This window comes from Janthinobacterium sp. NFX145, from assembly GCF_049810325.1.
GTDB lineage: Bacteria > Pseudomonadota > Gammaproteobacteria > Burkholderiales > Burkholderiaceae_D > Janthinobacterium > Janthinobacterium rivuli.
The window spans coordinates 3,513,493-3,539,506 of sequence record NZ_CP187360.1 but is presented as its reverse complement, the minus strand read 5'-3'; the positions used below and the strand labels follow the sequence as shown (position 1 = coordinate 3,539,506).

Annotated in this window: 28 protein-coding genes and 3 pseudogenes; 20 read left to right on the top strand and 11 right to left on the bottom strand. The window is 63.6% G+C overall.

Going from position 1 to position 26,014, the window contains the following annotated elements:
* Positions 1-50: 50 nt before the first annotated feature.
* The 5 genes and pseudogenes from ACPJXG_RS15765 to ACPJXG_RS15745 all read left to right on the top strand — a co-directional run bounded on the left by ACPJXG_RS15765 (position 51) and on the right by ACPJXG_RS15745 (position 3,298).
* Entirely contained in the window at positions 51-1,151 is a 1,101-nt protein-coding gene (locus ACPJXG_RS15765) for an alkene reductase (RefSeq protein WP_425251641.1), read from the top strand.
* Positions 1,152-1,178: 27 nt separating this feature from the next.
* On the top strand, positions 1,179-1,562 hold the full coding sequence (locus ACPJXG_RS15760) for a nuclear transport factor 2 family protein (RefSeq protein ID WP_425251640.1): 384 nt from the start codon (positions 1,179-1,181) through the stop codon (positions 1,560-1,562).
* Positions 1,563-1,601: 39 nt separating this feature from the next.
* A complete protein-coding gene (locus ACPJXG_RS15755; protein WP_425251639.1) occupies positions 1,602-2,231 on the top strand; it encodes an NAD-dependent dehydratase in 630 nt (209 codons plus the stop codon).
* A 47-nt stretch (positions 2,232-2,278) separates the two neighbouring features.
* Positions 2,279-2,695: pseudogene (locus tag ACPJXG_RS15750) on the top strand (GNAT family N-acetyltransferase); the annotation flags it as partial.
* A 9-nt stretch (positions 2,696-2,704) separates the two neighbouring features.
* On the top strand, positions 2,705-3,298 hold the full coding sequence (locus ACPJXG_RS15745) for a flavin reductase family protein (protein WP_425254755.1): 594 nt from the start codon (positions 2,705-2,707) through the stop codon (positions 3,296-3,298).
* Here ACPJXG_RS15745 and ACPJXG_RS15740 read toward each other — a convergent pair whose 3' ends face one another.
* From ACPJXG_RS15740 to ACPJXG_RS15725, 4 genes are all read right to left on the bottom strand, one after another.
* Positions 3,299-4,225, bottom strand: coding sequence for a DUF2145 domain-containing protein (locus tag ACPJXG_RS15740; protein ID WP_425251638.1), 927 nt, complete (start codon positions 4,223-4,225; stop codon positions 3,299-3,301). It abuts the gene before it with no gap.
* On the bottom strand, positions 4,222-4,653 hold the full coding sequence (locus ACPJXG_RS15735; protein ID WP_034788152.1) for a hypothetical protein: 432 nt from the start codon (positions 4,651-4,653) through the stop codon (positions 4,222-4,224). Before ACPJXG_RS15735 ends, ACPJXG_RS15740 begins: the two co-directional genes overlap by 4 nt.
* A gap of 92 nt (positions 4,654-4,745) precedes the next feature.
* Positions 4,746-5,612 carry an HDOD domain-containing protein gene (locus ACPJXG_RS15730; protein WP_225241008.1) on the bottom strand — a complete coding sequence of 289 codons (867 nt, stop codon included), beginning with the start codon at positions 5,610-5,612 and terminating at the stop codon, positions 4,746-4,748.
* Positions 5,613-5,693: 81 nt separating this feature from the next.
* Positions 5,694-6,791, bottom strand: coding sequence for an acyl-CoA dehydrogenase (locus ACPJXG_RS15725; RefSeq protein WP_425251637.1), 1,098 nt, complete (start codon positions 6,789-6,791; stop codon positions 5,694-5,696).
* Positions 6,792-6,987: 196 nt separating this feature from the next.
* Here ACPJXG_RS15725 and ACPJXG_RS15720 point away from each other — a divergent pair, with 196 nt between their 5' ends.
* Together ACPJXG_RS15720 and ACPJXG_RS15715 are read left to right on the top strand one after the other, a co-directional pair.
* A complete protein-coding gene (locus ACPJXG_RS15720) occupies positions 6,988-8,130 on the top strand; it encodes an RDD family protein (protein ID WP_425251636.1) in 1,143 nt (380 codons plus the stop codon).
* 44 nt (positions 8,131-8,174) lie between these two features.
* The gene (locus ACPJXG_RS15715) at positions 8,175-8,633 is read left to right on the top strand and encodes a PaaI family thioesterase (protein WP_425251635.1); all 459 of its coding nucleotides are present in this window, start codon (positions 8,175-8,177) and stop codon (positions 8,631-8,633) included.
* Positions 8,634-8,670: 37 nt separating this feature from the next.
* Here the strand turns inward: ACPJXG_RS15715 and gstA are convergent, their stop codons facing one another.
* From gstA to ACPJXG_RS15700, 3 genes and pseudogenes are all read right to left on the bottom strand, one after another.
* Complete coding sequence (gene gstA / locus ACPJXG_RS15710) at positions 8,671-9,270, bottom strand: glutathione transferase GstA (protein ID WP_425251634.1); 600 nt, start codon at positions 9,268-9,270, stop codon at positions 8,671-8,673.
* 97 nt (positions 9,271-9,367) lie between these two features.
* On the bottom strand, positions 9,368-9,637 hold the full coding sequence (locus ACPJXG_RS15705) for a LysR substrate-binding domain-containing protein (RefSeq protein ID WP_425251633.1): 270 nt from the start codon (positions 9,635-9,637) through the stop codon (positions 9,368-9,370).
* A gap of 172 nt (positions 9,638-9,809) precedes the next feature.
* Positions 9,810-9,944: pseudogene (locus ACPJXG_RS15700) on the bottom strand (helix-turn-helix domain-containing protein); the annotation flags it as partial.
* Between the two features lie 140 nt (positions 9,945-10,084).
* Here ACPJXG_RS15700 and ACPJXG_RS15695 point away from each other — a divergent pair.
* On the top strand, positions 10,085-10,645 hold the full coding sequence (locus ACPJXG_RS15695; RefSeq protein WP_425251632.1) for a PAAR domain-containing protein: 561 nt from the start codon (positions 10,085-10,087) through the stop codon (positions 10,643-10,645).
* Positions 10,642-11,214 carry a type VI secretion system amidase effector protein Tae4 gene (locus ACPJXG_RS15690; RefSeq protein ID WP_425251631.1) on the top strand — a complete coding sequence of 191 codons (573 nt, stop codon included), beginning with the start codon at positions 10,642-10,644 and terminating at the stop codon, positions 11,212-11,214. The genes ACPJXG_RS15695 and ACPJXG_RS15690 overlap by 4 nt, the downstream gene beginning before the upstream one ends.
* 321 nt (positions 11,215-11,535) lie before the next feature.
* On the opposite strand, the pseudogene ACPJXG_RS15685 reads toward ACPJXG_RS15690, so the two are convergent.
* Positions 11,536-12,251: pseudogene (locus tag ACPJXG_RS15685) on the bottom strand (SDR family oxidoreductase).
* A gap of 347 nt (positions 12,252-12,598) precedes the next feature.
* Here ACPJXG_RS15685 and ACPJXG_RS15680 point away from each other — a divergent pair.
* The 3 genes from ACPJXG_RS15680 to ACPJXG_RS15670 all read left to right on the top strand — a co-directional run bounded on the left by ACPJXG_RS15680 (position 12,599) and on the right by ACPJXG_RS15670 (position 15,902).
* On the top strand, positions 12,599-13,723 hold the full coding sequence (locus tag ACPJXG_RS15680; RefSeq protein ID WP_425251630.1) for a fimbrial protein: 1,125 nt from the start codon (positions 12,599-12,601) through the stop codon (positions 13,721-13,723).
* 190 nt (positions 13,724-13,913) lie between these two features.
* The gene (locus ACPJXG_RS15675; protein WP_425251629.1) at positions 13,914-14,966 is read left to right on the top strand and encodes a fimbrial protein; all 1,053 of its coding nucleotides are present in this window, start codon (positions 13,914-13,916) and stop codon (positions 14,964-14,966) included.
* Between the two features lie 135 nt (positions 14,967-15,101).
* Positions 15,102-15,902: a hypothetical protein gene (locus ACPJXG_RS15670; RefSeq protein WP_425251628.1), complete on the top strand. Its 801-nt coding sequence runs from the start codon at positions 15,102-15,104 to the stop codon at positions 15,900-15,902.
* A gap of 57 nt (positions 15,903-15,959) precedes the next feature.
* Here ACPJXG_RS15670 and ACPJXG_RS15665 read toward each other — a convergent pair whose 3' ends face one another.
* Entirely contained in the window at positions 15,960-16,835 is an 876-nt protein-coding gene (locus tag ACPJXG_RS15665; protein WP_425251627.1) for a LysR family transcriptional regulator, read from the bottom strand.
* 89 nt (positions 16,836-16,924) lie between these two features.
* Here ACPJXG_RS15665 and ACPJXG_RS15660 point away from each other — a divergent pair, with 89 nt between their 5' ends.
* On the top strand, positions 16,925-17,776 hold the full coding sequence (locus ACPJXG_RS15660; protein WP_425251626.1) for an alpha/beta fold hydrolase: 852 nt from the start codon (positions 16,925-16,927) through the stop codon (positions 17,774-17,776).
* Between the two features lie 3 nt (positions 17,777-17,779).
* Complete coding sequence (locus tag ACPJXG_RS15655; RefSeq protein WP_425251625.1) at positions 17,780-18,382, top strand: glutathione S-transferase; 603 nt, start codon at positions 17,780-17,782, stop codon at positions 18,380-18,382.
* Between the two features lie 6 nt (positions 18,383-18,388).
* Here ACPJXG_RS15655 and ACPJXG_RS15650 read toward each other — a convergent pair whose 3' ends face one another.
* Positions 18,389-19,285: a LysR family transcriptional regulator gene (locus ACPJXG_RS15650; RefSeq protein ID WP_425251624.1), complete on the bottom strand. Its 897-nt coding sequence runs from the start codon at positions 19,283-19,285 to the stop codon at positions 18,389-18,391.
* Positions 19,286-19,389: 104 nt separating this feature from the next.
* On the opposite strand from ACPJXG_RS15650, the gene ACPJXG_RS15645 reads away from it, so the two are divergent.
* Both ACPJXG_RS15645 and ACPJXG_RS15640 read left to right on the top strand, forming a co-directional pair.
* Positions 19,390-20,544 (top strand): agmatine deiminase family protein, encoded by a 1,155-nt coding sequence (locus ACPJXG_RS15645; protein ID WP_425251623.1) that lies wholly within the window; start codon positions 19,390-19,392, stop codon positions 20,542-20,544.
* Positions 20,545-20,644: 100 nt separating this feature from the next.
* Entirely contained in the window at positions 20,645-20,848 is a 204-nt protein-coding gene (locus ACPJXG_RS15640) for a hypothetical protein (RefSeq protein ID WP_143450284.1), read from the top strand.
* A gap of 105 nt (positions 20,849-20,953) precedes the next feature.
* Here the strand turns inward: ACPJXG_RS15640 and ACPJXG_RS15635 are convergent, their stop codons facing one another.
* A complete protein-coding gene (locus ACPJXG_RS15635) occupies positions 20,954-22,015 on the bottom strand; it encodes an NAD(P)H-dependent flavin oxidoreductase (protein ID WP_425251622.1) in 1,062 nt (353 codons plus the stop codon).
* 87 nt (positions 22,016-22,102) lie between these two features.
* On the opposite strand from ACPJXG_RS15635, the gene ACPJXG_RS15630 reads away from it, so the two are divergent.
* The 4 genes from ACPJXG_RS15630 to ACPJXG_RS15615 all read left to right on the top strand — a co-directional run bounded on the left by ACPJXG_RS15630 (position 22,103) and on the right by ACPJXG_RS15615 (position 25,968).
* Positions 22,103-22,975, top strand: coding sequence for a LysR substrate-binding domain-containing protein (locus ACPJXG_RS15630; protein ID WP_425251621.1), 873 nt, complete (start codon positions 22,103-22,105; stop codon positions 22,973-22,975).
* Positions 22,972-24,111 (top strand): YbfB/YjiJ family MFS transporter, encoded by a 1,140-nt coding sequence (locus ACPJXG_RS15625; RefSeq protein WP_425251620.1) that lies wholly within the window; start codon positions 22,972-22,974, stop codon positions 24,109-24,111. The genes ACPJXG_RS15630 and ACPJXG_RS15625 overlap by 4 nt, the downstream gene beginning before the upstream one ends.
* Positions 24,112-24,249: 138 nt before the next feature.
* Entirely contained in the window at positions 24,250-24,591 is a 342-nt protein-coding gene (locus ACPJXG_RS15620; protein WP_425251619.1) for a hypothetical protein, read from the top strand.
* Positions 24,592-24,666: 75 nt separating this feature from the next.
* Entirely contained in the window at positions 24,667-25,968 is a 1,302-nt protein-coding gene (locus ACPJXG_RS15615) for an EAL domain-containing protein (protein WP_425251618.1), read from the top strand.
* The last annotated feature ends 46 nt before the right edge of the window (positions 25,969-26,014 follow it).

Sequence of the window (26,014 nt, the reverse complement as noted above, 5' to 3'; positions counted from 1 at the left end):
AGACGACCGGTCAGTTATTTTGACCTCTCGCACAATATGAAAGCAGTACGATGACCGAACAGCATGAAAGCGATCTATTTTCTCCAGTCGACTTGGGCGCGCTGGCCCTGGCCAACCGCATCGTCATGGCGCCGCTCACGCGCAGCCGCATGGGCGATGATGGTGTGCCGAACGCCATGCACGCCGAGTATTACGCCCAGCGTGCCAGCGCCGGCCTGATCATCAGCGAGGCGACGAATATCTCGCCCCAGGCGCGCGGCTATGCGATGACACCGGGCATCTGGACGGACGAGCAGGTGGCGGGCTGGAAGCTGGTGACCGATGCCGTGCATGCGGCGGGAGGCAAGATCGTCTGCCAGCTGTGGCATGTGGGACGCTTTTCGCATACGAGCCTGCAGCCCGGCGGCGCCGCACCCGTCGCGCCTTCCGCCATCCGGGCCGAAGGCAGCACCTACACGGCCAGCGGCATGCAGCCCGTATCGATGCCGCGCGCGCTGGAAACGCGGGAAATCGCCGGCATCGTGGCGCAGTACGCGCATGCCGCCGCATGCGCGCTGCGCGCTGGTTTCGATGGCGTCGAGGTGCATTCGGCCAATAGCTACCTGCTCGACCAGTTTCTGCGCGACTCGACCAACCGGCGCACGGATGCGTATGGCGGCAGCATCGACAACCGCACGCGCCTGACCCTGGAAGTGACCGACGCCGTGGTGCAAGTGTGGGGCGCAGCAAGGGTCGGCATCCGTTTGTCGCCCGTCACGCCCGACGCGGGCAACACGCCCGTCGACAGCGATGTGATGGCCACCTATGGCTACCTGATCGAGCAACTGAACCGCCACGCTCTGGCCTACCTGCACTTCGTCGAGGGCGCCACGGCCACCTCGCGCGACGTGCCCGATGGCGTCGATCTCGATGCGCTGCGCGCGCTGTTCACCGGCCCCTACATCGGCAACAACCATTACGACCTGCAGCTGGCGCTGGCGCGCCGCGCCGAAGGCAAGGTCGATGCGGTGGCCTTCGGCCGTCCCTTCATCGCCAACCCGGACCTCGTGGCCCGCCTGCGCCATGGCGTGGCGCTGGCCGTGGCGCCGCGCGCGGCGTATTACGGCGGCGGCGCCGTCGGCTACACCGACTGGCCCGCCAGTCCGACCTGATTTTTTCACCCACCCAAGGAGCGCAACATGAACAACACCACTTATGTGCAGGATTATCAGGCCATCGTCGCCGTGCTGAATCAATACAATGCGGGCGGGGCGCAGGCAGACAGCGGCATCATGCGCCCGGCCTTCAGCAGCGAGGCCACCATTTTCGGCGTCGATGGCGACGATCAACTGACGGGCGGGCCCATCGAAGGCCTGTTCGAAATCATCGACAGCGCCTTTCGTCCATCGCCGCAGGCCAGGGCGGCCATCGTGCGCGTCGATATCGTGGGCACGGCAGCCAGCGCGCGCGTCGATACGGACGACATCTCGGGCTTCCGCTTCACCGACTTTTTCAATTTGCTCAAGGTGCAGGGCGAGTGGACCATCGTCAGCAAGATCTATCACACGCACGCGGGCGCCTGATACTGTATCGTGTGGCGTCCAGTGTATGCGGGAGAAGGAATGAAACTGATACTGATAGGCGCCACGGGCCTCGTGGGGCGCGAAGTGCTGCGCCTGGCGCTGGCTGACGGTCGCGTCACGGCCATCGTCGCGCCCGTGCGCAAACCCTTGCCGGCGCATGCCAAGCTCGATGCGCCGCTCGTCGATTTCGACCGCTTGCCGGCGGACGCGCCCTGGTGGCAGGCGGACGCCGTCATCTGCACGCTGGGCACGACCATGAAGGTGGCGGGCACGCGGCAGGCGTTCCGCAGAGTCGACCACGACTATCCGCTGGCCGCGGCGCGCCTGGCACTGGCGGCCGGCACGCGCACGTATGCGCTCAATTCCGCCGCCGGCGCCAATGCGGCCTTGCGCTTTTTCTACAACCGCGTCAAGGGCGAGCTGGAACGCGACCTGGAAGCGCTGGGGTTTGGCTCGCTCACGCACGTGCGTCCCGGCCTGATCGGCGGCGAGCGCGACGTGGCGCGGGCGGGCGAGGGCGCCGCCTTGCGCCTGCTGCGCGTGCTCGGTCCCGTGCTGCCGCGCCGCTGGCGCATCAATCCCGCGCCACGCATCGCCAGCGCCTTGCTGGCAGCGGCGCTGGCCAGCGCGCCGGGCGTGCACGTCGTCAGCCCGGAGCAGCTGGTTTGAACGCGCCGCCCGTATAATTCCCGATCATCTACTTGCGAGTACAAACAATGCAGACAGTACGTGTTTACCAGGCCGGCGACCGCGATGCCTGCCTGTCCCTTTTCGACGGCAATACGCCGCGTTTTTTCGACCCGTCCGAGCGCGCCAGCTTTGTCGCCTGGCTGGAAAATTCGACACATCCTTATCTGGTCATCGAACGCGACGGGAACATCGTCGCCTGCGGCGGCCATGCGCTCGATGCGAGCGGCACGGTGGCCAGCCTGTGCTGGGGCATGGTGGCGCGGGATCTGCACGGTCAGGGCCTGGGCCACGTGCTGACGCAGGCGCGCCTGGACGCCATCCTCACCGTGCCGGGAGTGGCCAAGGTGAGCATGCATACCAGCCAGCACACGCAGGCCTTTTATGCGCGCTTCGGCTTTGAACCGGTCAAGGTGACGCCGGACGGCTTCGGGCCCGGCATCGACCAGTGGGACATGCTGCTGTCGCTAAATGAACGGGACCACATCGCCGCCGTGCCACTGGAAAAAGCCTACCGGCTGCTCAATCACGGCCCGTCTATTCTCGTTTCGGCGCGCCATGCGGGCATCGACAACGTGATGGCCGCCGCGTGGGCTTGCGCCCTCGATTTCGCGCCGCCCAAACTGACCGTGGTGCTGGACAAGGCCACGCGCACGCGCGCGCTGGTCGAAGGCAGCGGCAGCTTCGTCATCCAGGTGCCGACGGCGGCGCAGTTGCAGCTCACGCATGCGGTGGGCACGCACAGCCTCGATGCGCAGCCCGATAAACTGGCGCGCGCCGGGGTAGGGCTATTCCATCGGGAAGGGTTTGATCTGCCGTTCGTGGCCGGATGCTCGGCCTGGCTGGCTTGCCGGTTGATCCCCGAGCCGCACAATCAGCAGGCATATGATTTGTTCATTGGCGAAGTGGTGGGCGCCTGGGCCGACACGCGCGTGTTCCGCGACGGGCACTGGCATTTCGAGGATGCCGATCCATCGTGGCGCAGCCTGCACTACATTGCCGGCGGGCGCTTTTATGCGATCGGCGAAGCGCTCGACGCGGACAAATGATCAGTCGAGGGCGATGACCCTGTCGTTTGCGCCTGGAATACAGCCGTCGGCGATCGCATCCCAGCCCCGGTGCACCACCACCTGCTTGCCGTCGTGGCAGATTTCCACGCGCTCGCTGGCGGGCAGGCGCTGGCGCGCGAACGCTTCCAGGCTGGCCGGCAGACTCACTTCCAGCTGCATCGTGCCGATGGCTTCCGGCGGGTGGTCGTCCATGTGCACGAGCGGCACGAAGATCGATCCCAGCATCAGCCAGCGCGCACCCACGTCGACGGGGGAGGGCGCATACGGCGCGGCGCGCAGCCAGTCCTGGGCGCGCGCGCGCAAGTCGCCGCCGGCCGCCAGTTCGCCCCAGGCGGCGGCCAGCATTTCCACCACCCATTGATTGCAGTTCTGGTATTTCAAATTGAAGGCGTACGCATTGGCGCTGTAGCGGCCCGCCAGCAACTGCTGCACGCGCACGGGGTCGAGCAGGGCGCGGCGCAGGGGCGGCACGGTTTCGGCCGGCAGTTTCACGAGCGAGATGTAGCCGAGTGACGGATTTTCCGTGCCCATGGCGAAACCGGCCGTGCCCTGGTCGAAGATGCGCGGGCGGCCTTCGTCGCAGGCGTAGTACAGCTGGCGCGCGGACCAGCCGCTGTCATTGTCGTGGCGCCAGGCCAGCGCCGCATGCGAATAGCGGATGCCGAAGCGCGCCAGGTCCAGGCCGGAGCGGCTGATCAGGGCCACGCTGCCTTCGCTGGCGGCCAGTTCTTCGCGCACGACGGCGGCAAAGCGCAATAGCCGGTCCTGTTCCGTGGCAGTGAGTTCCTGTGCGCGGTCGCAAAAGCGCGATGAGGCGAGCGAAGTACCTGCCTGGGCGGCGCCGGCGCCGACGATGGCGCAAACGCCCAGCAGCAGCGCGGGGCGGCGCAGGAGAAAACGGATCAAAGGCTGACGGGACGCGTTGCCATTTCGCCGTACCAGTCGTCGGCCAGCACGAGGAAGAAGGCGGCGCGCGTGTCGTTGCGCGAGAATTCGATGCCGTAGGCGCGGTTTTGCGCATGCACCACGTCGCCCTGCGCCAGTTGCTGCTTGTCGAGCGCCGCTTGCGGCAAGTCCAGCACCAGCGGCGTCGCCGTGGCGTCGGCCTGCATGGTCAGGCGCGTCATGCCGTCGCGGCCCGGCACGGCGGCCACGTCGATGATGCGGTAGGGGCCATTGGCCACCTTGTTGTCGCGCGAGGAGCTGTTGCTCGAACCGTTGAGCGAATCGGAAATGCTGCCGCTCGACTGGGAACCGGCGCTGGAGGCCGAGGAAACAAAGCTGTCGGCGTTGGCGTTGCACGCCATGGTCAGAGCTGCGGCCAGGCCGAGCATGCGTAAGGAGGTAGTCAAGGCAGTTTTCCAGTGGACGTCAATGAAAGCAAGCCGGATCCATTCCGGCCTGCGCAATCATAGCAGATAGGCCATCAGCTGAGCAGTACCTCGATCAGGCCCTTCGCCTCGGCCGACGGCTGCGTGCGCAGCGCCTGCAGCACGGGATCATTTTCCAGGTAGGCTTGCAGCGGCGCGCTGATGGTGATGCCGGCCTGCGGCAGCGGCGAAGGCACGGGCGCCAGCGCCTTGGCCAGCAGCAGGGTGTCGCGCAAGCCCTCGGGCGGCAGCATGATGGTCGAGCCGGGCAAGGTATTGACGGCATCGGCTACCTGCAGCGGCACGCCCAGCTGGCGCATCAGCGCGCGGCCGATCACTTCGAGGGCGGACGCCATCTGCGTTTCCAGGTGGGCGTACAGGCCCGGGGTCTTGTCGGCCTGGGCCAGCAAATAAAAGCCGGCCACTTCATGCACGATGCCGGCGAACAGGGCCGTATCGGCATCCGTGTGCGTGACGGCGCCTGCCAGGCCATGTGCCAGCGCCGCCACGTGCACGGTGTGCGCCCACAGCTGGGTGGCGCGGGCGCGCAAGGCTTCGTCGCGGATGCCCGCGTTCAGCTGGCGGATGACGGCCGCCGTCGCCAGCGCATACAGGTTGCGGTGGCCCAGCCGCTCGACGGCGGCGCGCACGCTGGTGATGGCGGGCGACTGGCCGGGCGCAAACAGGGCCGAATTGGCCAGCGCCACGGCGCGCGCCGACAAGGTCGGTTCGCACAGCAGCAGCCGGCTGATGTCGGCCGAGTGGCAATCGGGATTGGCCAGTTCCTTTTGCAGGAGCAGGGCCGTATTGATGCTGGTGGGAAAGGCCAGGGTTTCCGTTTCGGCGCTGGCCAAAAGTTGCGCCAGGCTGCTGAGCGTGTTGACGTGCATGGGTAGGGGAGCGGGAAGTAGCAATGCTCCCATATTATCAGGCAATGCGGCCTGCATGGCGTCCGCCTGCGGTTTCAGCCATGCGCCTGCGCGGCGGAGCCGAGGGCGGCAACGTCAGGGCAGCAGCAATGCATGCTGGCCAGCCGTATGGAAATCGCGCCACACGCGGTTGATGGTGCTGTCTTCGCGGGCCGCGTACAGGCCGCAATACGGATACAGGCCATCGACGGCGGCGCGGCACACGGCGGCCAAATCCAGCGAACGGTCTTGCACGGCTTGCATGGTCTCCGCGTCGAGCGCCGCGCCGCCCGCTACCTGCGCCCAGCTGCTGTCGAGCACAGCATAAAAATGGGCGCGGGCGGCGGTGAACGCGTCTTTCTTGCCTTGCAGCATGGCCGCCACTTGCGGCACGTCCAGCAGCGGCAAGCCGGCGCGCGCATGGCGGCGGTGGCGCATGCATTCTTCGGCCAATTCCATGAAATGGCTGGCCATGCCGGCCACGTTGGCGGCCAGGGTGGCATACGCTAATGAATAGAATGGATAGCGGTACAGGGGGCCGCCGGCCGTCGCGGCGCTGGCATCGATGGTAAAACCGTGTTCCTTGGCAAGCCACTGGCCGTCGATCCGATAACTGTGCGAGGCGCTGGCGCGCATGCCGATGCTGGTCCACGAGGGCACCAGTTGCACCAGCGCGGCGGGCACGAGGAAGGCGCGGATGCGCGGCTTGCCATCTGCATCGAGCAGCGGCTGGCCATCGCGCTGCAGCCGGGCGTTCAGGGTGAAGTGGGTCGCCATCGGCGCGCCGCTGGCATAGTCCCAGCTGCCCGTGATGCGGTAGCCGTCGCCTTCTTCCTCCGCGTAACCGGTGGCCGCGCCGCTGCCGCCCAGGCAGACGCGGGGTGTGCCGATGATTGCCCGCGCCATGTCGGGCGCGATAAAGCCCGCGAACCAGCCGGCGCCCGCGCACAGGGTCAGTACCCAGCCCATGCTGCCATCGACGGCGGCCACGGCTTCTTCCAGGCGCACCACTTGCGGCAGGGGCAGTTCGGCGCCGCCCGCGCTGCGCGGCGCCAGCATCGTCAGCCAGCCGCGCCGGTGCAGCAGCGCCTGCTGGGCCGGATGCAAAAAGCGGGCCGCGTCGGCCGCCTGGGCATGGCGGGCGATGCGGCGCGCGTCGCGCTCGGAAAGGGAAGCAAGGGCAGCGTGCGGCATGGGCAGAATCCGGCAATGGCGAAGGCGGGCATTTTCGCACAGCGCAGCCATTACAGGGGCGACGGATACCTCGCGTACCCGCTGAAGCGCGCGTGGCGCTTGCGGGCCGGTGCGCGGTTGACATGCGGCCAATCAGGTTGTTTCCAAAAGACAATTTTGCTGGTTACAATATTCATTTCTTTAACGGATGCATGCAATGGATGCCCCAGATTACAGCAAGTACACACAGGCGCAACTCAGGCAGGTATTGATGCGCATCGACGTGACCCGCTACCCCGAGCGGGTGCGGGAAGTCGAGGCGCGCCTGGCGGCGCTGGCTGCTGGCGCAGCCTCAGAACCTGTGGAGGCGGCGTCAGGACCGGCGCCGGTCATTGCTCCCCTGTGGCGCCGGGCTGTGGCTTTCGGCATCGATATGCTGATTCTGGGCCTGGTCGGCATGGCCGCGGGCGCGCTGCTGGAGGCGCAATTTGCCGCGCTGGGCGCCTGGGGACGCTTGCTGGGATTTGTCGTCACGGTGCTGTACTTTGGCGTCACGCAAAGCAGCGTGGGCGGCGGCCAGTCGCCGGGCATGCGGATGCTGGGCTTGCGCGTGGTGACACGCGGCGGCGACATGCCGGGCGTACCGGCCGCATTCTTGCGCGCCAGTATTTTTTGCCTCGCGCATTTCCTGAACGGCGCCGCCATCGACCTGGGTCCCGGACTCGTCTGGCTGAACATGGTCGTGTATATACTCATCGGTGCCTTGCTGTTTGGCATCTTTTACTTGCTGCTATTCAACCGCCGAACGGGGCAATCGCTGCACGACCTGGCCACCGGCGCGCTGGTCGTCAAGGCTGGCCCAGGCCAGGTCGAGCTGACGCTCAGCCCGACCTGGCGCGGCCATGCGGCCGTCGCTGCCGTGGCGTTGGCCGTGCTGTGCGGGGCGGGCACGCTGCTGTCGGAGCGCCTCTTGCCCGGCGTGACACTCGCACCCCTGATCGCCCTGCAGCAAAGCCTTGCGGCCATGCCCGGCATCGACCGCACCAGCGTCGCGCTCGGCAAATATGCGTCGTCTGCTCAGCCTGAGCCGATGCGGCGTCTGGATATCGGCGCCTTCCTGGCCACGCCGTCAAGCGATGCCCCCGCGCTGGCGCGGCGCGTTGCGCAAACGGCAATGCAGCAGTATCCCGAGGCGGCCAGCCAGGACGTGATCGTCGTGACCCTGACGACGGGCTATGACATCGGCATCGCCTCGAGCTGGCGCACGACGCATTTTGCGCACACGCCCGAACAATGGCGCGTGATGCTGGCTAGCGAGGGCCTGGATGATGCCGGTGGCGGTCATAAAACGGTACAGTGACAGGATTAACGTCCATCTCCCTCCCACTTGAAAGCGCATGCGCCATGTCCAACGGTTCTTCCCACCTTCCCGATCCGCACTTCGCTGAACGCGTGCGCGCCAGTTTTGGTTTGCAGAACGCCATGACCTTGATCAAGGCCAGTCTGCCCGTGGTGACGCATGGCAGCACGGAAATCCACGTGCCGCACTGGAGCGGCATCGAGCAGCAGCACGGCTTCGTGCATGGCGGCGTGGTGGGCATGATCGCGGACTCGGCCGCCGGTTACGCGGCCATGACCATGGTGGCTGGCGGCGCGTCCGTGCTGACGGTGGAATACAAGATGAACCTGCTGGTGCCCGCCGATGGCGAGAAACTGATCGCGCGCGGCAAGGTGGTGCGCCCGGGGCGCACCCTGATCGTCACGCAGGCCGAGGTGTTCGCCGTGCGCGATGGCAAGCAAACCCTGTGCGCGCTGATGCAGCAAACCATCATGGTGATGCACGGCAAGTCGGAAAAGACGTGAGCCGTGCAACGGACAGCGGCGCTCTAGCTGCCTTGATCTAGGCTTCCGCTGCCTGCGCCGCCTTGACGCTGTCGCGCTGGGACACTCTTGCCAGGAAGGCTTGCAGATTCGCCAGTGCGGACAAATCCACGCCCACGCCTGGCGCCCAGCCCGTGATGACGAACAGGTAGGCGTCGGCGACCGTGAACGTGTCGCCCGTCAGGTAGTCCTGGCCTTCCAGGCGGCTGTCGACCCACTTGTATTTCTTGCCTAGTTGTTCAACGAACAAGGCCTTGGTGGCAAGGTCGATGCGGGAATCGAACAGGGGACTGAACGATTTATGCAGCTCGGACGTGATGTAGTTCTGCCATTCCAGCACCTTGTAGCGGGCCAGGCTGCCCACGGGCGGCAGCAGGTCCTGCTTGCCGGCCTGTTCGGCGATGTACTGGGCGATGACGGGGCCTTCGCTCAAGGTCGTGCCATCGTCGAGTGCCAGCAGCGGCACCTGGCCTTTGGGGTTGAGTTCGTAGTAATTGCCGCCTTCCTGCGTCTTGTGCTGGCCCAGGTCGACCTTGACCAGGGTGAACGGCGTGCCCGTTTCGCGCAGGAGGATGTGCGGCGCCTGCGAGCAGGCGCCTGGCGAGTAAAAGAGTTTCATGGCGATCCTATCCTTGAACAGATTGGGAAGACGCCACTATAGTCCTGCGCAGGCGGCGGGTAAATGCGTGTTCGCGTCATTTTCAGCACGCCTCGGGTCAACGATTGCGCTGGCTCAAATCATCTAGCACGCGCACCAGCCTGCCATTGGGCACATAGGGCAGCACGACGTCTTCGGCCATGCAAGCCACGCCCAGGCCATCGAGCGCCGAATGGAGCTGCACGGCCATGTTGTTGTAGATCATTTGCCCTTCCATGCGTACTTTCAGTTCCTGCCCATCTTTGGCAAATTCCCAGGCAAACAGGCCGCCCAGGGTGGGCCGGCAGCAGTCTGGCGATGGCCGGCTGCAGGACGGTGAGCGCCGCATGCTCTCCCGCGCTGATGCTGATGTTGTCTACCGGCTTGTCGCGACGCTTACTGAGCAGGGCCAGTTCCGCCTTGATCTCGTCGAAGCGGGGCGCCACCGTGCGCAGCAGCTGTTTGCCCGCTTCCGTGGGCGAGACGCTGCGCGTGGTGCGCACCAGCAGGCGCAAGGCGAGCCGTTCTTCCAGCGCACGCACGGTCTGTATCAAGGCCGACTGTGGCACGCCCAGCTTGGCCGCCGCCCGGATAAAACTGCCTTCGCGGGCCACGGCCACGAAGGCAAGGATGTCGTTGAAGTTGGTCTGTTCCATGCGCATTTTTTATTCATTAGTACTGCTAATAAGTTCATGGCGACTTTAACATTTATCCGCGACATCCTATCGTGCTCGGACAATTGAGTTAGTGAGACATAATGATTAATTGATAAAATTTCTCATAAAGAAAACTTGGCATGCCAGAGATAATTCGATTAGGCGATCCCACTAGCCACGGCGGCAAAGTGCTTGAAGGTTCGGTAACTGATCTTTGCCATGGCAAACCGATTGCATATATGGGGCACAAGGTCATGTGTCCCCGGTGCAAGGGGAGTTACCCGATTATCGAGGGAGTCAATACAACGACGTTGTATGGCCGAGGGGTGGCCGTTGTCGGCATGAAGACCGCGTGCGGTGCGACACTGATCGCAACCCAGTTTACGGATACGGTTGACTGGAGTAGCGGTGCATCCGGTGCACCGAACGCAGCAGAGAATGCAGTTGCAACCATGGCAGCGGGTATTCTCATCAATCAAGCTTTGAGTGGGGTAAAGGAGCTATACGATGAGCAACCTGTGTTCGCCGAACGCCTGGCCTATGGTGTGCCTTACCTGATTGTATTGCCGGATGGCCAGCGCCTTTCTGGTCAGGTCGATGTGGATGGCAAGATGCAGCGGGTAGTTACGGATGGAATTGCCGAGTATGAGGTTTTTTGGGGTGATGAGGCACTGGCCCGTATCGAAGGGGGACCCGCGTGACAAAAGCCGTCAAGCAGCAAGCCAGCGTAAAGACGAATGCGATCAAGGATTCGGTTTACAAGATCAATGCATCAATCATTAAATTCAGTGCCCTCTGGTCCGCCTACGAAAAAGGAAACCCTTGCAACGCCAAGGATGCCAAGGGAGATATTTTGTTTGCGAATCAGTGCGCCATTCGAGTAAGCCACGCGCTAAAGAAAGTCGGGGTCACGTTCAAGTCCTATCCTTCCAAGCGCAAGTGCTGGGTTCATCCGGCTGAAGATCACTGCCTGGCGGCTGCGGAACTTGCCACCTGGCTTGAAAAGCAGCCTTTCCTTGGCTGTGGCAAAGTTGAGGATATTACCGGCAAGGACTGGCGTGACAAGGTGGTTGACCGGACGGGTATTATTTGCTTTGAGGACTATTACACGCCCTCCGGTGGCTCGGGTGCCGATCATATCGACCTTTGGAACGGGAGCCGCATGACGGATCTGACTTCAGGCCTGCGCACGAGCTTCGGCATTGTCATTCCTACCATTTGGTCGGATCTCCGCAAAGCCGGGAAGATTCGCTTTTTCTCAATCAAATGATGAGAACCTTTCTTTATTCCATCCTTGCTTTTGTTATCGCCAGCATCATTGCCTGGGGCGGTCTATTCATATGGAGCGCCATGTTGCTCAAGCTAAAACAAGGCGACAGCTATTGGGACCGCACGCCGTATGCAGCCGATATTTTCTTTCTATGCTGGCTATGTTTTGCGTTCGGGGCGGCGATAGTGGCAGCCTTGCTGAGCCGACGACATGATCAAAGGCTAGCCGGCCCGCAAGGGCGCGAACGGCGGTGAGTGGCTTGCAACACATGTCAACTTGTATTCATTAGTCCTTCTAATAAGTTCATGCGGACTTCAGCATCTATTCATGATAATGCGCCAGCCTTACAGTGGCGGCATGAAAACTGCTCCCGATTTGACTCTCCCCGCTGCGCCGTACAAGGCAGCCATCCTCGCCATCGCCCTGTAAAGCGCCGAGGCTGCCGCCGCCATCCACCGCCAGTACCTGACCTGTCACGTAACTGGCTTGTTTCGATAGCAGGAAGCCGACGGCGGCGGCAATGTCATCGGGCTGTCCCAGCCGCTGCATCGGGATTGTTGCAAGCACCTGGCGTTCCATCTCGCTGCCGACGGGCCGGGTCTTGCGGAACAGTTCCGTTCCCACGGGGCCTGGCGCGACCGCATTGGCCGTCACGCCGTGCTCGGCCAGTTCCAGGGCCCAGGTTCTCGTGCAGCCGACCAGGGCGCTTTTGGCAGCGGAATAGGCGGTACGGTTCACGTTGCCATAGATCGCACGGCTGCAGATATTCACGATACGTCCATAGCGGCGCTGCTTCATCGCCTCCACGAACTGCTGCGTCACCTGGATGGCGGCGCGCACGTTCAGATCGAAGACATTCTGCAACGTGGCAAAGTCGATCTGACCCAGTGGCAGGCCACCAAGGTGCCTGGAAAGTCCACGCCTTCAATATGCCGGGCGATGCCGACGACCCAATGGCCTTGCCGATGCAGCAGGGTGCTGATGGCATAACCGATACCGTGTGTCGCGCCAGTGACGAGAAAAGTACGGGATGTCATGGAGAGGATTTCCTTTGGCCTGAAAATGAACACCTTGGAAGGCTACACTTTTTTGCCGTTGCATGCATCGCTGCCGCAGTGTCGCCGGATTTCGCCGGGCTTGTTTGATCATATTTTTTTACAATTTATCCGCTTTTCGGAGTGCTCCTATATGGCATGTGCCGTGGGGGCCATACACTTCTTTCCGCTACAACACAGTAGCGCTTGCGCGCAAGCATGCTTCCCTGCAGCGTGCCGGACATTCCCGGTTCCCGGATGTCACGGACCGGTTGCAATAGTCAATTGAGCGATTGCTACGCCGCCAAGGCAACAGTCAGTTGCATCCATCAATATATAAAGGTTGCGTTATGCAGATAGCCTATTTACTCAAATCGGCGGTAGCCGTCGCGCTACTGTGGGCGGTGGGCAATCCGGCCTTCGCGATCACCTGCACCTACATGAATGGCATCCGGCCGGCCATGGGCGCCATGCCCTTGCTGGGGTCGGCGATCACCGTCGGGCGCGAGGTGCCGTTGGGCACCGAGGTGTATCGCCAGACATTCAAGGTGGCCAGCGGCCAGGCAGTGAAAGTGGAGTGCCTGTATGCCCCGTTTCAACAGGATACCGAGCTGACGGTTGATGGCGGCTTCCTCTTGGCAAACTGGTCCAGCGGGAAGTATGCGAATAAAGTCTACAGCACCAACCTTCCTGGGCTGGGGATTGCCTTCAACAGTGTGGGCGGTCCGCTGCCCAGACAGTCAAGCAAGACATGGACCGCTTGCACGGCAGGCAAAAACTGCATTCTTCCTTTTGACGGGCCGTCCAATTTTGAACTGCTGCTGATCAAGGTAGGCAAGGTGACGCCCGGGATGCTGAGAGGCGATACGCTGCCGGGCGTCAGCCTGTTCGGTAATTTCGGCGATGCAAGAATGCTTGGGTTCAAGATGGGCATTTCCGGCAACCTTCGGATAGCCTCGAAGACCTGCAGCACGCCCGATGTCGCGGTGCCCATGGGCAAGTATAAAACCAAAGATTTTAGCGGGATCAACAGCGCTACGGGCTGGAAGGATTTTTCCATCAACTTGAATGATTGCCCGGCGTTCTATGGAACAGTGAGCACCACCGCTGTCAGCTGGATATCGCAAAGCGGCACGTCACCGAGCGGCACGGCTGGCGCCGTAAGCCGCGACAATAACAGCCTGCGCTACCGCATCGATCCCGTTCGCACGGCCATCAACGCAGGCAATGGCGTGCTGAGCCTCGACCCCAGTGCTGCAGGCCGTCCTCCCGCCGCCACCGGCATTGGCCTGCAAATAGCCACCCAGGCCGGCAACGCGCTGCCGCTGGCAAACTTGCAGAGCGGCGGCCTGGGCCTGAGTAGCTTCGAAACCAGCTATTCCATTCCCTTGCGGGCACGCTACCTGCAGACGGGCGGCAAGGTAACGTCCGGTCCGGCAAATGCCTCGGCAACGTTTACGATAAGTTATAAATAACTACATTAAGGAAACACCAGGGGCGCGCAGCAGAATGGCTTGTATGCTGACCCTTGCGCCAGTTGCACCAATCAACATAGATAAGGTCGCGTCATGCATATCGGCTCTTTGCTCAAATCCGTGGTGGCTATCGCGCTACTGTGGGCGGTCGCCAATCCGGATTTCGCAATCAGCTGTAGCTTGTAGCTATATGTATGGCATCCAGCCGGCCAAAGGTTCCATGCCTTTTCAGGCATCGGCGATCAGCGTCGGACGCGAGGTGCCGGTGGGCACGGAGGTGTATCGCCAGACATACAGGGCGCGGTCCGGCCAGACTGTGACACTCGACTGCCTGTATGCTCCGTTCCAGATGTTTACCGAGCTGACGGTGGATACCAGCTCCGCCCTGGCCGCCTGGTCCACCGGGAAGTATGCCAATAAAGTCTACAAAACCAGCATTGAGGGGCTGGGGGTTGTTTTCAACAGTACCGGCGGTCTGCTGCCCAGACGGACATCTTCGCAGCCGAGCACTTGCACGCCGGGCTATCGCTGCATTATTCCTTTTGCCGATTCGAACACCAATACCGGGCCGGCCAATTTTGAATTGATATTGATTAAGATTGGGGCTGTCACACCCGGGGTGCTGAGCGGCAGCTCCTTGCCGATCGTCAGTTTGTTCGGCAATTTCGGCGATGCCAGAATGCTGGGCTTCCAGATGGGCATCTCCGGCAACCTGCAGATAGTCTCGAGGACCTGCAGTACGCCGGATGTCACGGTGCCCATGGGCACGTATAAATCCAAGGATTTTACCGGGATCAACAGCTCCAGCGGCTGGAAGGATTTTGCCATACGCCTCAACGATTGCCCGGCGTTCCATGGAACAGTTGGCAAGACCGCTGCAAGCTGGCTGTCGGACAGCGGCAACTCGCCGGGCGGCACGGGAACGAAGGGCGTGCGTGAAATGAACAGCCTGCGCTACCGCATCGACCCCGTGCGCACGGCCATCAGCCTCGGCAACGGCGTACTGAGCCTCGATCCCAGCGCCCCCGGCCGTCCTTCCGCCGCCACCGGCATTGGCTTGCAGATAGCCACCCAGGCCACTAGTACGCTGTCCTTGGCAAGCCTGGAGAGCAGCGGCCTGATTTTGAGCTTCTTCGAACGCAGCTATTCCATCCCCCTGCGCGCCCGCTACCTGCAGACCGGCAGCAGGGTGACGCCGGGCCCGGCAAACGCCTCGGCGACATTCACGATCAGTTATGACTAGGCTGGTGCGAGAGGTCGATCGAACAAAAAGGCGGGGTATCGCTCGCCGCCTGAAGGCGTGCGGAATGGACGCTGGCGCTCGGCTATAATCCGGGCACGTTGGCAAGTGTTGCGCAACGTCATCACGGAGCCGCACATGCACAAACTGATTTCTGAACTGAACCGCCTGTATCTGTTCGATGAGCAACAGCAATATGTCGAGGCCGACGGTGGCGCGCTGCCGCTGACGCCGGCCGTGCTGGCGCGTCATCTGTCGGGCGAGCAGACGGTGGCGGTGCGCCTGGTCAGCGAGCACGGCCTGGCACGCGCGCTGCTGCTGGAGTTTGGCGGCAAGGGCGGCGGCGAGGCGCACTGGAGCGCGCTGTGCACGATCGCCAATGCCGTGCAGCACGAGCTGGACTTGCCGGCGCCCGCCGTCAGCATCTCGGGCAGTGCATTCCAGCTGTGGCTGTCGCTGGCCACGCCCGTTCCCGTCGTCCAGGCGCGCCAGTTCGTCCAATTGCTGCGCTCGACTTTCCTGCCAGCATCGACCGACATCCTCGCCATCGCGCCGCCAGACTACGTGGAACAGGCGGCGCTGCCGCCCGCGTTGCAGCCGACGGGCAAGTGGGCCGCCTTCATCCACCCCAGCATGGGCGCCGCCTTCGTCGACGAACCGAGCCTGGACATGCCGCCGCCGCCCGCCGCCCAGCTGGGTTTCCTGGAAGGCTTGCGCAGCATCAACCCGGGACAGTTCGCCCAGGCGCTGGCGAAGTTGCAGGGCCATGCGGGGTTGCTTGACGCCGCGCCCGCTCCCGTCGCCGTCCCATTGCCAGCGCCAATGCCCCAGTCACCGACGCAGCCGGGCCTGCTGTTGCAGGACGCCAGCCTGGAAGACATCGTGCGCTGGCTGCACGCGCGCAACATCGAGCCGACCTTCCGGCACCGGCTGCCGTAATCCCGCGCCAGCCTGCGTGGTGGCGCATGGCTCGCTGCTCGCGCAAACCAGCCCCACTCACGCCGGCTGATGCAACGCCGTCACCAGCAAGGCGCAAAAGGCGTCGCGCGCCGCGTCCGCTTGCTTGTCGGCCACCCGCAGCAGGCTGGCGACCTGGGGCAGGGGCGCGATGTGCTCCAGCTCGGGGCAGCGCCGCACGCTATTGTTCAGGCTGTATTCATTCAGGATGCCCACGCCCAGTCCGGCGGCGATGGCCGTCAGCATGCCGGCGATGGACGGGCATTCCAGGGCCACGCTCCAGGCCATGCCCGCCGCGTTCAACTTTTCCTCGGCCAGGCGGCGATAAAAACAGTCCGGCCCGTAACTGATGAGCTTGACTTGCTGGCCGGACAGGTGCTGGCCCGCCAGCGGGGCGCACCAGTGCAGTTTTTCCAGCCACAGCAGCCTGTCGGCGGGCGCCGCCAGGCCGGCAAAATCCTGGTGCAGGATGATATCGAGTTCGCCGCCGGCACAGAGCTGGCGCAGAAGCTGGCTTTGCGCGATCACCAGCTGCACCTCCACCTGCGGATGCTGGTGCGCAAACAGCGCGATGACACGGCACACTTCCGGCAGGGATACCTGTTCCGCTACGCCGATGCGCAGCTGGCCGCGCATGGCGGACGGCGAAAAGCAGGCGACGGCCTCATCGTGCGCATCCACGATCCTGGCCGCATGCTGCAGCAGCAAGGCGCCCTGGTCCGTCAAGTCCAGCGTCTTGCCGCCGCGCAGCAGCAACAGGCATCCCAACTGCTGCTCCAGCCGCTTGATTTTCCAGCTGACGGCGGACTGGCTCAGATGAAGCAGGGTGGCGGCCTGGCTCATATTGCCCGTTTGCGCCACGGTCCTGAAGACCCGCAGCGCGTCGACGGAAAGGCGCATATTCATGTTGGTCATGACAAAAGTTGATGGCAAGGCGAGAAGAATGTCACTTGTGTCATGTTCAGTCAATGCTTAGTCTGCAGTATTGAACCATGAGGACAACGATGAATGTACCTCCGCCATTGCTGAACGGCCAAGCCCTGATCAACGGCTGCCGCATCGCCACGGGCATCCATGGCGCCGGCACGCCGCTGGTGCTGGTGCACGGCACGCCCGCCCATTCCATCATCTGGCGCGAACTGGTGCCGCTGTTCGTGCGTGCAGGTTTCCAGGTGCGCCTGTATGACTTGCTGGGGTTTGGCGCATCGGAACGGCCGCTCCACGCCGATACTTCCGTGGCCGCCCAGGCCGGCATTTTGCTGGCGCTGCTCGACCACTGGCAGTTGCCAAGGACCCATTTGTTCGGCCACGATATCGGCGGCGCCATTGCGCTGCGGCTGGCCTTCGAGCATGCGCCGCGCCTGCACAGCCTGACCCTGGCCGATATTCCCAGCTATGACTCGTGGCCGTCGCCCACCTGGAAGGACATGCGCGACAACCATGCGCACCATGCGCTGCAAACGGACAGCGTCCACCGCAGCGCCATGGCGCGCCAGCTGAAGATGGCCGTCTTCCACAAGGAGCGCATGCGTGACGAACTCCTGGAGCGCTACCTGGCACCGCTGTGCGGCGTGGTGGGACAGCCATCGTTTTACCAGCACCAGGTGGCGCATTACAACGCTTGCTATACCATGGACTTTGCGCAGGAATTGCCGCGGCTGCGGCTGCCGGTGCAACTACTCTGGGGCGTGGAAGACGAGTGGCAGCCGGTGGCGTATGCGCGGCGCCTGCAGCGCGATATTCCTGGCGCCGCGGTGCACCTGTATGAGCAGGCCGGGCATTTCCTGATGGAAGATGCGCCGCTGCCGGTTGCCGCCCAAGTCATTGAATTCATTCAAAACATTGAAAGGAACTAGGCCATGCAATTGATTGGAATGCTCGATTCACCCTACGTCCGGCGCGTCGCCATCTGCCTGAAAGTACTGGGGCTGGAATGTGAACACCGGAGCCTGTCGGTATTTTCCGATTTCGATATGTTCAGGAAAATCAATCCGGCCGTCAAGGTGCCGACCCTGGTCACGGATGACGGGCAGGTGCTGATGGATTCCACCCTGATCATCGGCTATCTGGAAGAACTGGCCGTGGGCGCGCCCCGCATCCGGCCGGCACCGGGCCCGGCCCGCTTGCGTGCGCTGTGCCAGACGGCGCTGGCCCTGGCGGCCTGCGAAAAAGCCGTGCAGATCGTGTATGAGCGGCGCCTGCGGCCGCCGGAGAAACAGCACCAGCCCTGGCTGGACAGAGTCCAGCTGCAATTGCATGGCGCCTGGCAAGAGCTGGAAGCGTCCGTGCGGCACGACACGCCCGTTGGCCTGGGCGTCGCCGGCATCAGCATCGCGGTGGCCTGGAGCTTTACGCAGTCCATGCTGCCCGATGTGCTGCCGGCGGGCGAGTATCCTGCCGTGGCCGGGTTTGCGGCCCTGGCGGAACAGCAAGCGGTGTTTGTTGCCACGCCCATGGCTTGACGCTGTTCAAGGCGATGGCGCCGCACCCTGCGCGCGCAGCCATTCGAATACTTGCAAGACAATTTCCGAGCGCGGCTGCCCGGCCACTGCCGACAGCCACCAGGTGGCGCCGGGCACGCGTGGATAATCGGGCAGCACGTGCAACTGGCCGCGCGCCAGGCTGGCATCGGCCAGCAGACGCGGCAGGCAGGCGATGCCGCGTCCATCCAGGGTGGCGTCGAGCAACAGGCGCGCATCGTCATAAATGGCCCGCTTGCGAAAGCGCGCCAGCGGACCGAGGAACAGGGGCGCCGTGGCGTCGCCCGTCAAGCTTTCTTCCAGGCACACCAGATCCGCGTGCAGGTGATGCGCATCCTGCGGCACGCCGGCCAGCCGCGCCGCCACTTCGCTGTTGGCCACCAGCAGCCATTCATCGTGCAGCAAGGGGATTTCCTGCAAGTCCGGCTGCAGCATGGGGCGCTCGCCGATGGCAATGTCAACGTCGATCTCATCGACGAAACGGGCGCTTTCATCGACCGACAATAGCAAACACAGCTCGGGCAGCTGCGCTTCGAGCGCGCGCAGCCGCGGCTGCAGCCAGCCGTGCAGCACGGGCGCCGGGCACACCAGCACGACAAGGCCCGGGTCGAGATAGGTGGCGATGCGCCCCAGGCCGCTGCGCAGCACGGTCATCGAGCGCTGCACGCTGCGCAGCAGCACTTCGCCGGCCACCGTCAGTTCCACCCCCCGTCCCGCGCGGCGGAACAGCGGCTGCTTGACTTGCTCTTCCAGCAATTGCACCTGGTGGCTGATGGCCGACTGCGTCACGTGCAGCTCGTCGGCCGCGCGCGAGAAATTGCCGTGGCGGGCGGCCGCCTCAAAACCCATCAACAATTTCAGCGAAGGAATGCGATGTTCTGACATATGAGAAAAGTTAATGAATTAAGGTAAATCATATCATTTGTTTTCATGCCTTGATCGATCCACAATGTCGTTTATGCCAATTGGCCTGTTGATAAGGAGGAATCATGAACACACGTCGATATTTCTTGCGCCATTGCATGCTGAATAGCAGCACGCTGGCCATGGGCGGCTTGCTGGCCGGTTGCGGCGGTGGAGCGGAAGCGCGCTCCATTGCGCCATTGCCACCGATTAATAGCGGCGCCGACGTTCAACAGGCCGATGGCTGGCGCATGCCCGACGAAAGCGAGCGCCACGCTGCCACGTGGATGGCTTTCGGCGCGAATGACGAGGTGTGGGGCAAGCGCCTGAAGGCGGGCGCGCAGGCGGACCTGGCGCGCATTGCGCGGGCAATCGCCAGCGTCGAACCCGTGCACATGCTGGTCAACGAGGAAGACTATGACGTGGCGGCGCGCCTGTGCGACAACAAGGTCAAGCTGCTGGTGCAGCCCATCGACGACCTGTGGATGCGCGACACGGGGCCCGTCTTCGTCAAACACGCGGGCGGGGCGCTGGCCGGCGTGAATTTCAATTTCAATGGCTGGGGCGGAAAACAAGACCATGGCGACGATGCGCTGGTGGCGCCTTTCGTGGCCGGGCGCGCCGGTGCTGCCGTGCTGGAAAGCAGCCTGGTGCTGGAAGGGGGCGGCATCGAAGTCGATGGCCAGGGCACGGCCATCATCACGGAAAGCTGCGTGCTGAACGCGAACCGCAATCCCGGCGTCGGCAAGGCGCGCTGCGAGCTGGAACTGCGCCGGCTGCTGGGCATCGAGAAAGTCATCTGGCTGCCCGGTATTGCCGGCCAGGATATCACCGATGGCCACACGGATTTTTATGCCCGCTTCTGCGCCCCCGGCGTAGTGGCGGCCGGCTTTGAAAACGACCCGACGTCGCCCGAGCGCGCCGTCACCCAGCGCCACCTCGACATCCTGCGCAAGGCCACGGATGCGCGCGGCCGTCCGCTGCAGGTGGTGGTCCTGCCCGGCCCGGCTTATGTGCGCCCCCGCTATGAAAACCAGGACTTCGCCGCCGGTTACATCAATTTCTATGTCTGCAACGGCGCCGTGCTATGCCCGGAATTTGGCGATGCGGCAGCCGACCGCAACACCAAAGCCATCCTGCGCGAACAATTTCCCGGGCGTGACATCGTGCAGTTGAACATCGATGCCATCGCGGCCGGTGGTGGCGGCATTCACTGCACCACGCAGCAGCAGCAGGCCTAGGCGTGGATAGGGCGCGCGAAATTTGCTACTTTCCTGAAAGCACGTCTGGTGTAAGATTTGCCAGCCGGCGCCGGTGCGCGCTTACAGGAATGGGAAGAAAATGAATAGTTGGTCTCCTCGTACGGTCCGCGGACTGATTTTTTTTGTTATCGGCATGTGTGCTTTTAAATTGCAGCCGGTGATGACCGCAGCCTTGGCAAGTTCATTGTTCTGGTCCGGTTTCTCGCGAGCCGGATTGAGCCTGGTCGGCATGGTCAGCCTGGCAGTTGGCGTTTATTTACTGGCGACGCGGTATAAAAAATAAGCCGGGCGGCCGTGAAAGGTGAAGCTTGGCCGAACTGCAGGATGAAGCTTGACGCATACGGTTTTTTCATGCCGGATATGCACCTGCACCGATTTGGCGGAGGCCTCACACCGCCATTTCCCTGGCCAGTGTCAACACCAGTTCCTCCGCCCCCATTTCCCGCGCCAGCGGCGCGCCCTGGCCAGCCCATTGCGCGGCAAATTCGCTGTTGCCGTGCTGGCTGGCCAGCGCGTTCAGTTGCTTGGCGGCATCGTAGGCGACGGGGTAGTCGGCTAGTGGCGGGCTGCCCGGCGCCTCGCCATACTCGATCAAGCGGTTCACCATGCCGCGCGCGAGGCGGCCCGAGAGCACGCTGGTCAGGCGCGTGGCCGATGCCCGCTCGCTTTTTAGGTTGGCGCGGTAGCCGGCATTGGCCGACGATTCCGGGCATAGCACGAAGGCCGTGCCCAGCTGCGCGGCTGCCGCGCCCAGGTCCAGCGCGGCGCGGATGCCTTGCCCATCCATGATGCCGCCGGCGGCGATCAGGGGCAGGGCGGTGCGGTCCGCCAGCAGGCGCAGCAGCACGCTGGTGCTGTGGCGTTCGTCCGGCGCTTGCGGGTCGAACACGCCGCGATGGCCGCCCGCTTCCACGCCTTGCGCCACGATGGCGTCGACGCCGGCCTGTTCGATCAGCAACGCCTCGCGCGGATTGGTGGCCGTGGCCATGGTGTAGATGCCGGCCTGGCGCAGGGCCTGGACTTGCTGCGGCGTCGGCAAGCCGAAATGGAAGCTGACGACGGCGGGCCGCTGTTCCAGCAACAGATCGAATGCCGCGTCATTGCCGATGAACGTTGCGTAGATTTCGTCGAGTTCCACGGGCACGCTTGCCCCCAGCTCCGCGAACAGGGGCGCCAGATGGGCCAGCCAGGCGGCTTCGCGCCGCGCATCCCGCACGGCCGGCGCATGGCAAAACACATTCACATTGAAGGGACGGTCCGTCAGCGCGCGCGTGTCGGCTATCACCTGGCGCGCCTGCGCCACCGTGCCCGCGCCGATGGCCAGCGAACCGAGGCCGCCCGCGTTCGAGACGGCGGCGGCCATGCGCGGTGTGGAGACGCCCGCCATCGGCGCCTGGATGATGGGCAGTTGCAAGCCGAGACGGTCGAGGAAGGGCTGGATTGAAGTCATGATGTTTCCTTCATGAAGTTGAGGATGCTGCATTCAATTCGTATTTTGAGAATATAATAGCATAATCATTTTCAAATGGAGAATACGATGGAGTTGGAATCATTGCGGATTTTTTGCTCTGTTGCCAGTGAGCTGAGCGTGACCCAGGCCGCCGCCAGGCTGGGCCGCGCGCCGTCCAGCGTCACCACGCGCCTCCAGCAGCTGGAAGCCGATATCGGCGCGGAACTGTTCGTGCGCACCAATAAACGCATGGCCCTGACGGCGGCCGGCGAGCGCTTTCTCGAGTATGCGCAGCGTTTGCTGGCGCTGGCGGAAGAAGCGCGGCACGTCGTCACGGGCGGGCGCGAGGGCGGCACCTTGCGCGTCGGCAGCATGGAAAGCACGGCGGCCAGCCGCTTGCCGGCCCTGCTGGCCGCATATCACGCCCGCCATCCGGCCACGCGCCTGGCGCTGAGCACGGGGCCGTCGCGCCCCCTGATCGAGCAGGTGCGCACGGGCTTGCTCGACTGCGCTTTCGTGGCTTTGCCGCCCGCGTTCGGCGGCGCCGCCGCATTGGAAGAGCTGGGCCTGGCATCGATGCCCGTGTGGCGTGAGGAACTGTGTTTGCTGCTGCCGGCCAGCGAAGGGCAGGCGCGCCGCGCTGCGGACGTGCGCACGCGCTCGCTGGCGGCGTTTCCGCAGGGCTGCACCTATCGCGGCATCGCCGAAGAGCTGCTGGGCGTGGCCGGCAGCACGCAGTGGCGGGTGCAGGAGCTGAGTTCATATCACACCATGATCGCCTGCGTGGCGGCCGGCGCCTGCGTGACCCTGCTACCGGCCAGCGTGCTGGCGCTGTCGGACGCACCCGCCACTTTGACAACCTTGCCCGCAGGGCAGATTGACACCGTGCTGGTGTGGCGCGCCGGATTCGACGTGCCTGCCTTTCAGCATTTGCTGGTGCAGCTCGCCGAGGCGCCGTGAGCGCGCCGACCAGGCTGCGCGCGGCCATCGCCGCGGCAACCATCCTCGCCATCGGCATGGGCTTTGGCCGCTTCGCCTTCACGGCCATCTACCCGCATATGGTGGGGGAAGGCGTGTTGAGCTTGCGCGACGGCAGCCTGGCCGCCTCGGCCAACTATGCCGGTTACTTGCTGGGCGCCATCCTGGCCATGCGCGCGCGGGCGCACAACGCGCACCGGCTGTGCCTGTGGTCGGTGGCGGGCACGGCCATCTGCCTGGGCGTGCTGGCCTTGACTATGCCCGTCTGGCTCATCGTGACGGTGCGCGGCGTGGCGGGCGTCTTCAGCGCCCTGGCCATGGTGGCCGCCTCGCTGTGGCTGTTGGTCCAGCGCGGACATGGTCGCGGCGCGCCGCTGCTGTACGCGGGCGTGGGCGCCGGCATCGCCGTGTCGGCCGAATTGCTGGTGCTGGCGTCGCACCTGGGCTGGCACAGCGCCGGCATGTGGCTGCTGCTGGCCGGCGTCACCGTGCTGGCGGGGCTGGCGGCCGCACCCGCCATTGCCGCCAGCGGCCAGCCGGCGCCGGATGCGCCGGATGCGCCGGCGCAAGTTGGCGCCACCGCGCTGGCGCCCGTGGCGCCGTGGCCGCTGGTGCTGATCTACGGACTGGCGGGACTCGGCTACATCGTCACGGCCACGTATTTGCCCGTGCTGGTCGGCGCGGCCTTGCCCGGGCTCAATTCCGCCCACGTGTGGGCCGTCTTCGGCCTCGGTGCGGCGCCCTCGTGTTTCCTGTGGCACCGCCTGCACGAGAGGCTTGGCACGCGCCAGGTGCTCAGGCTGAACTTGCTGCTGCAGGCGCTGGGCGTGGCCTTGCCCGTGCTGGCGCCCTCGGCCGCCGGTTATCTGCTCAGCGCCATTCTCGTCGGCGGCACGTTTGTCGGCACGGTGACCATCGCCATGCCTGCCGCGCAGTGGGCCGCAGTCAAGGCCGGCAGCAACATGATGGCCATCATGACGGTGGTGTACGGCATCGGCCAGATCCTCGGCCCCGTGCTGGCCGGCAGCCTGTATGCGCAGTCGCATAGTTTCAATAATGCATTATTGGCGGCGGCTGGCGCGCTGCTGCTGGCGATTGTCGTCAGCCTGCGGCTGTAAGCCGCCGCTTTAAATGCTCGCTGGGAATTTTAGGACTGTTCTGATTTCGGTCAAGAAAGTCTGTCGCTACACTTCAAGTCATCACCGGTTCGCGCCAGCCGCCATGCGCATGGCGCGGCCGGTTCCTGACCTTCCATATTGAAAGTAGCAGCTATGACAAAGCAAATACAGCAGCATCCCCCACGCGTGACGGGATTACGCAACCGGCTTCCTCTGAATGCCGCAAGCGGTTTTCGCAATGCCGATCTGCTCGATGTGCTCATCGATTTTCTGGGCTTGAAGAACGATGCGGCCCTGGGGCGCGAATTGCAGGTATCGGCGCCCATCCTTTCCAAAATCAGACATGGTTCGCTGCCAGTGAGCGCCGCCATCCTCATACGCATGCACGAAGTGAGCCGCTTGAGTATTCAAGAGCTGCGGGCATGCATGGGCGATCATCGCACGCGTTTCGGCATGCCCGATGACGAGGACAGCAATTAAGAGGTTTGCCGCCCGTCATTTTCTGGCATCCCCACTCTTTGTCCACCCATGCGTCTTAACCCAAGGAAAACTTCCGTGAAAACCATCAGCTCCCCTGTGCGTAGCGAATTTCATTGCCTGCGCGTGCTGACCTTGACGCCTGATACGGACAAGAGTGGTGCCCGATGGCTGGGCACGATGCTGAGTGCCATCAATGTCGCAGACGTGAAAAGTATCAATTCCTTGAGCTTGATTCCCTCGCTGTTGCGCGAAGGGAAGGTTGACGTGATCGTCGCGGATGTCGAACATGGTGGCCTGATGGTGCCGACCTTGCTCAAGACGCTCGATGCGGCCAACCCGCTGGCGCGTTTTCCGCATGTGCTGTGGGTCGGCCAGCCGACACTGCTCAATTTGCTGCATGGGCAAGCCGCGGCGATGCTGGAAAAACCGGCGGTTGCTCGCATCGGCGGCCTGTCCGTGTCGGCATTATTGGCGCATGCCCGGCTGGCGCATCGCGCCGGCATCAATGTCGGCATGGTCTACGGTGGAGGTAATGCCGCGTTTGCCGAGGCCTTGCGCGCTTTGCTGCTGGTCCCGTCGATCAAGCGGCAGGCAGGCAGTTTTGCGCCACCCGACGGTCCGACGGAAGCCGATGTGATCGAAGCGTTGACGACAGGCAAGAATCTGCGCGTGATGCTGCAGCCGCAGTACGATTTGCGTACCAGGCGCATCATCGGCGCCGAGGCGCTGCTGCGCTGGAACCATCCCGGCGTTGGCGAAGTGCCGCCATCGGTGCTGATTCCCATGGTCAACCGCCTGGGCCTGCACTTGCTGTTGTTCAGCTTTATCGAGACGCGCGTGATCGACGTTCTGCTGGTGCTCAAGAGCCGCCAGGTGACCTTGCCCATTGCCCTGAATGCTTCTGCCGAAACCGTGTGTACGCCAGGTCTGGCGCAGCGGCTGGCTGAAAAGATGCAGCGGGCTGGCGTACCGCCGCAATTGCTGAAAATTGAATTGACTGGCGATCTGCCGGTCGACGATGAACTGTTGCTGTCCGCCTCGCTCAATACGCTGCGCGCGAAAGGGTTTCCCGTTTCGCTTGATGATTTTGGGCAGGGTTCATCGACCCTGAATCTGCTGGCAAAGATGACCTTTGACGAGGTCAAGATCGATGGCGCGTTTGTGCGCGACATGAAAACCAGTGCCTCCGCGCAGGCCGTGATTACCGCGACGGTCAATCTGGCACGTCTGATGAATCTGAAAGTGGTGGCGGAAGGGATCGAAGACGCATCGTGCATCGAGGCGCTGTGCCAGCTTGGCTGCCCCACGGGGCAAGGCTATGCATTGGCGCGCCCCATGGAGTTGCGCGATTTTTTTGCCAGCGTCAGCAATAAATAATGCGTGCCTTCGCTAATGCAATAAAAGTAACTTTATTGTGATGTGA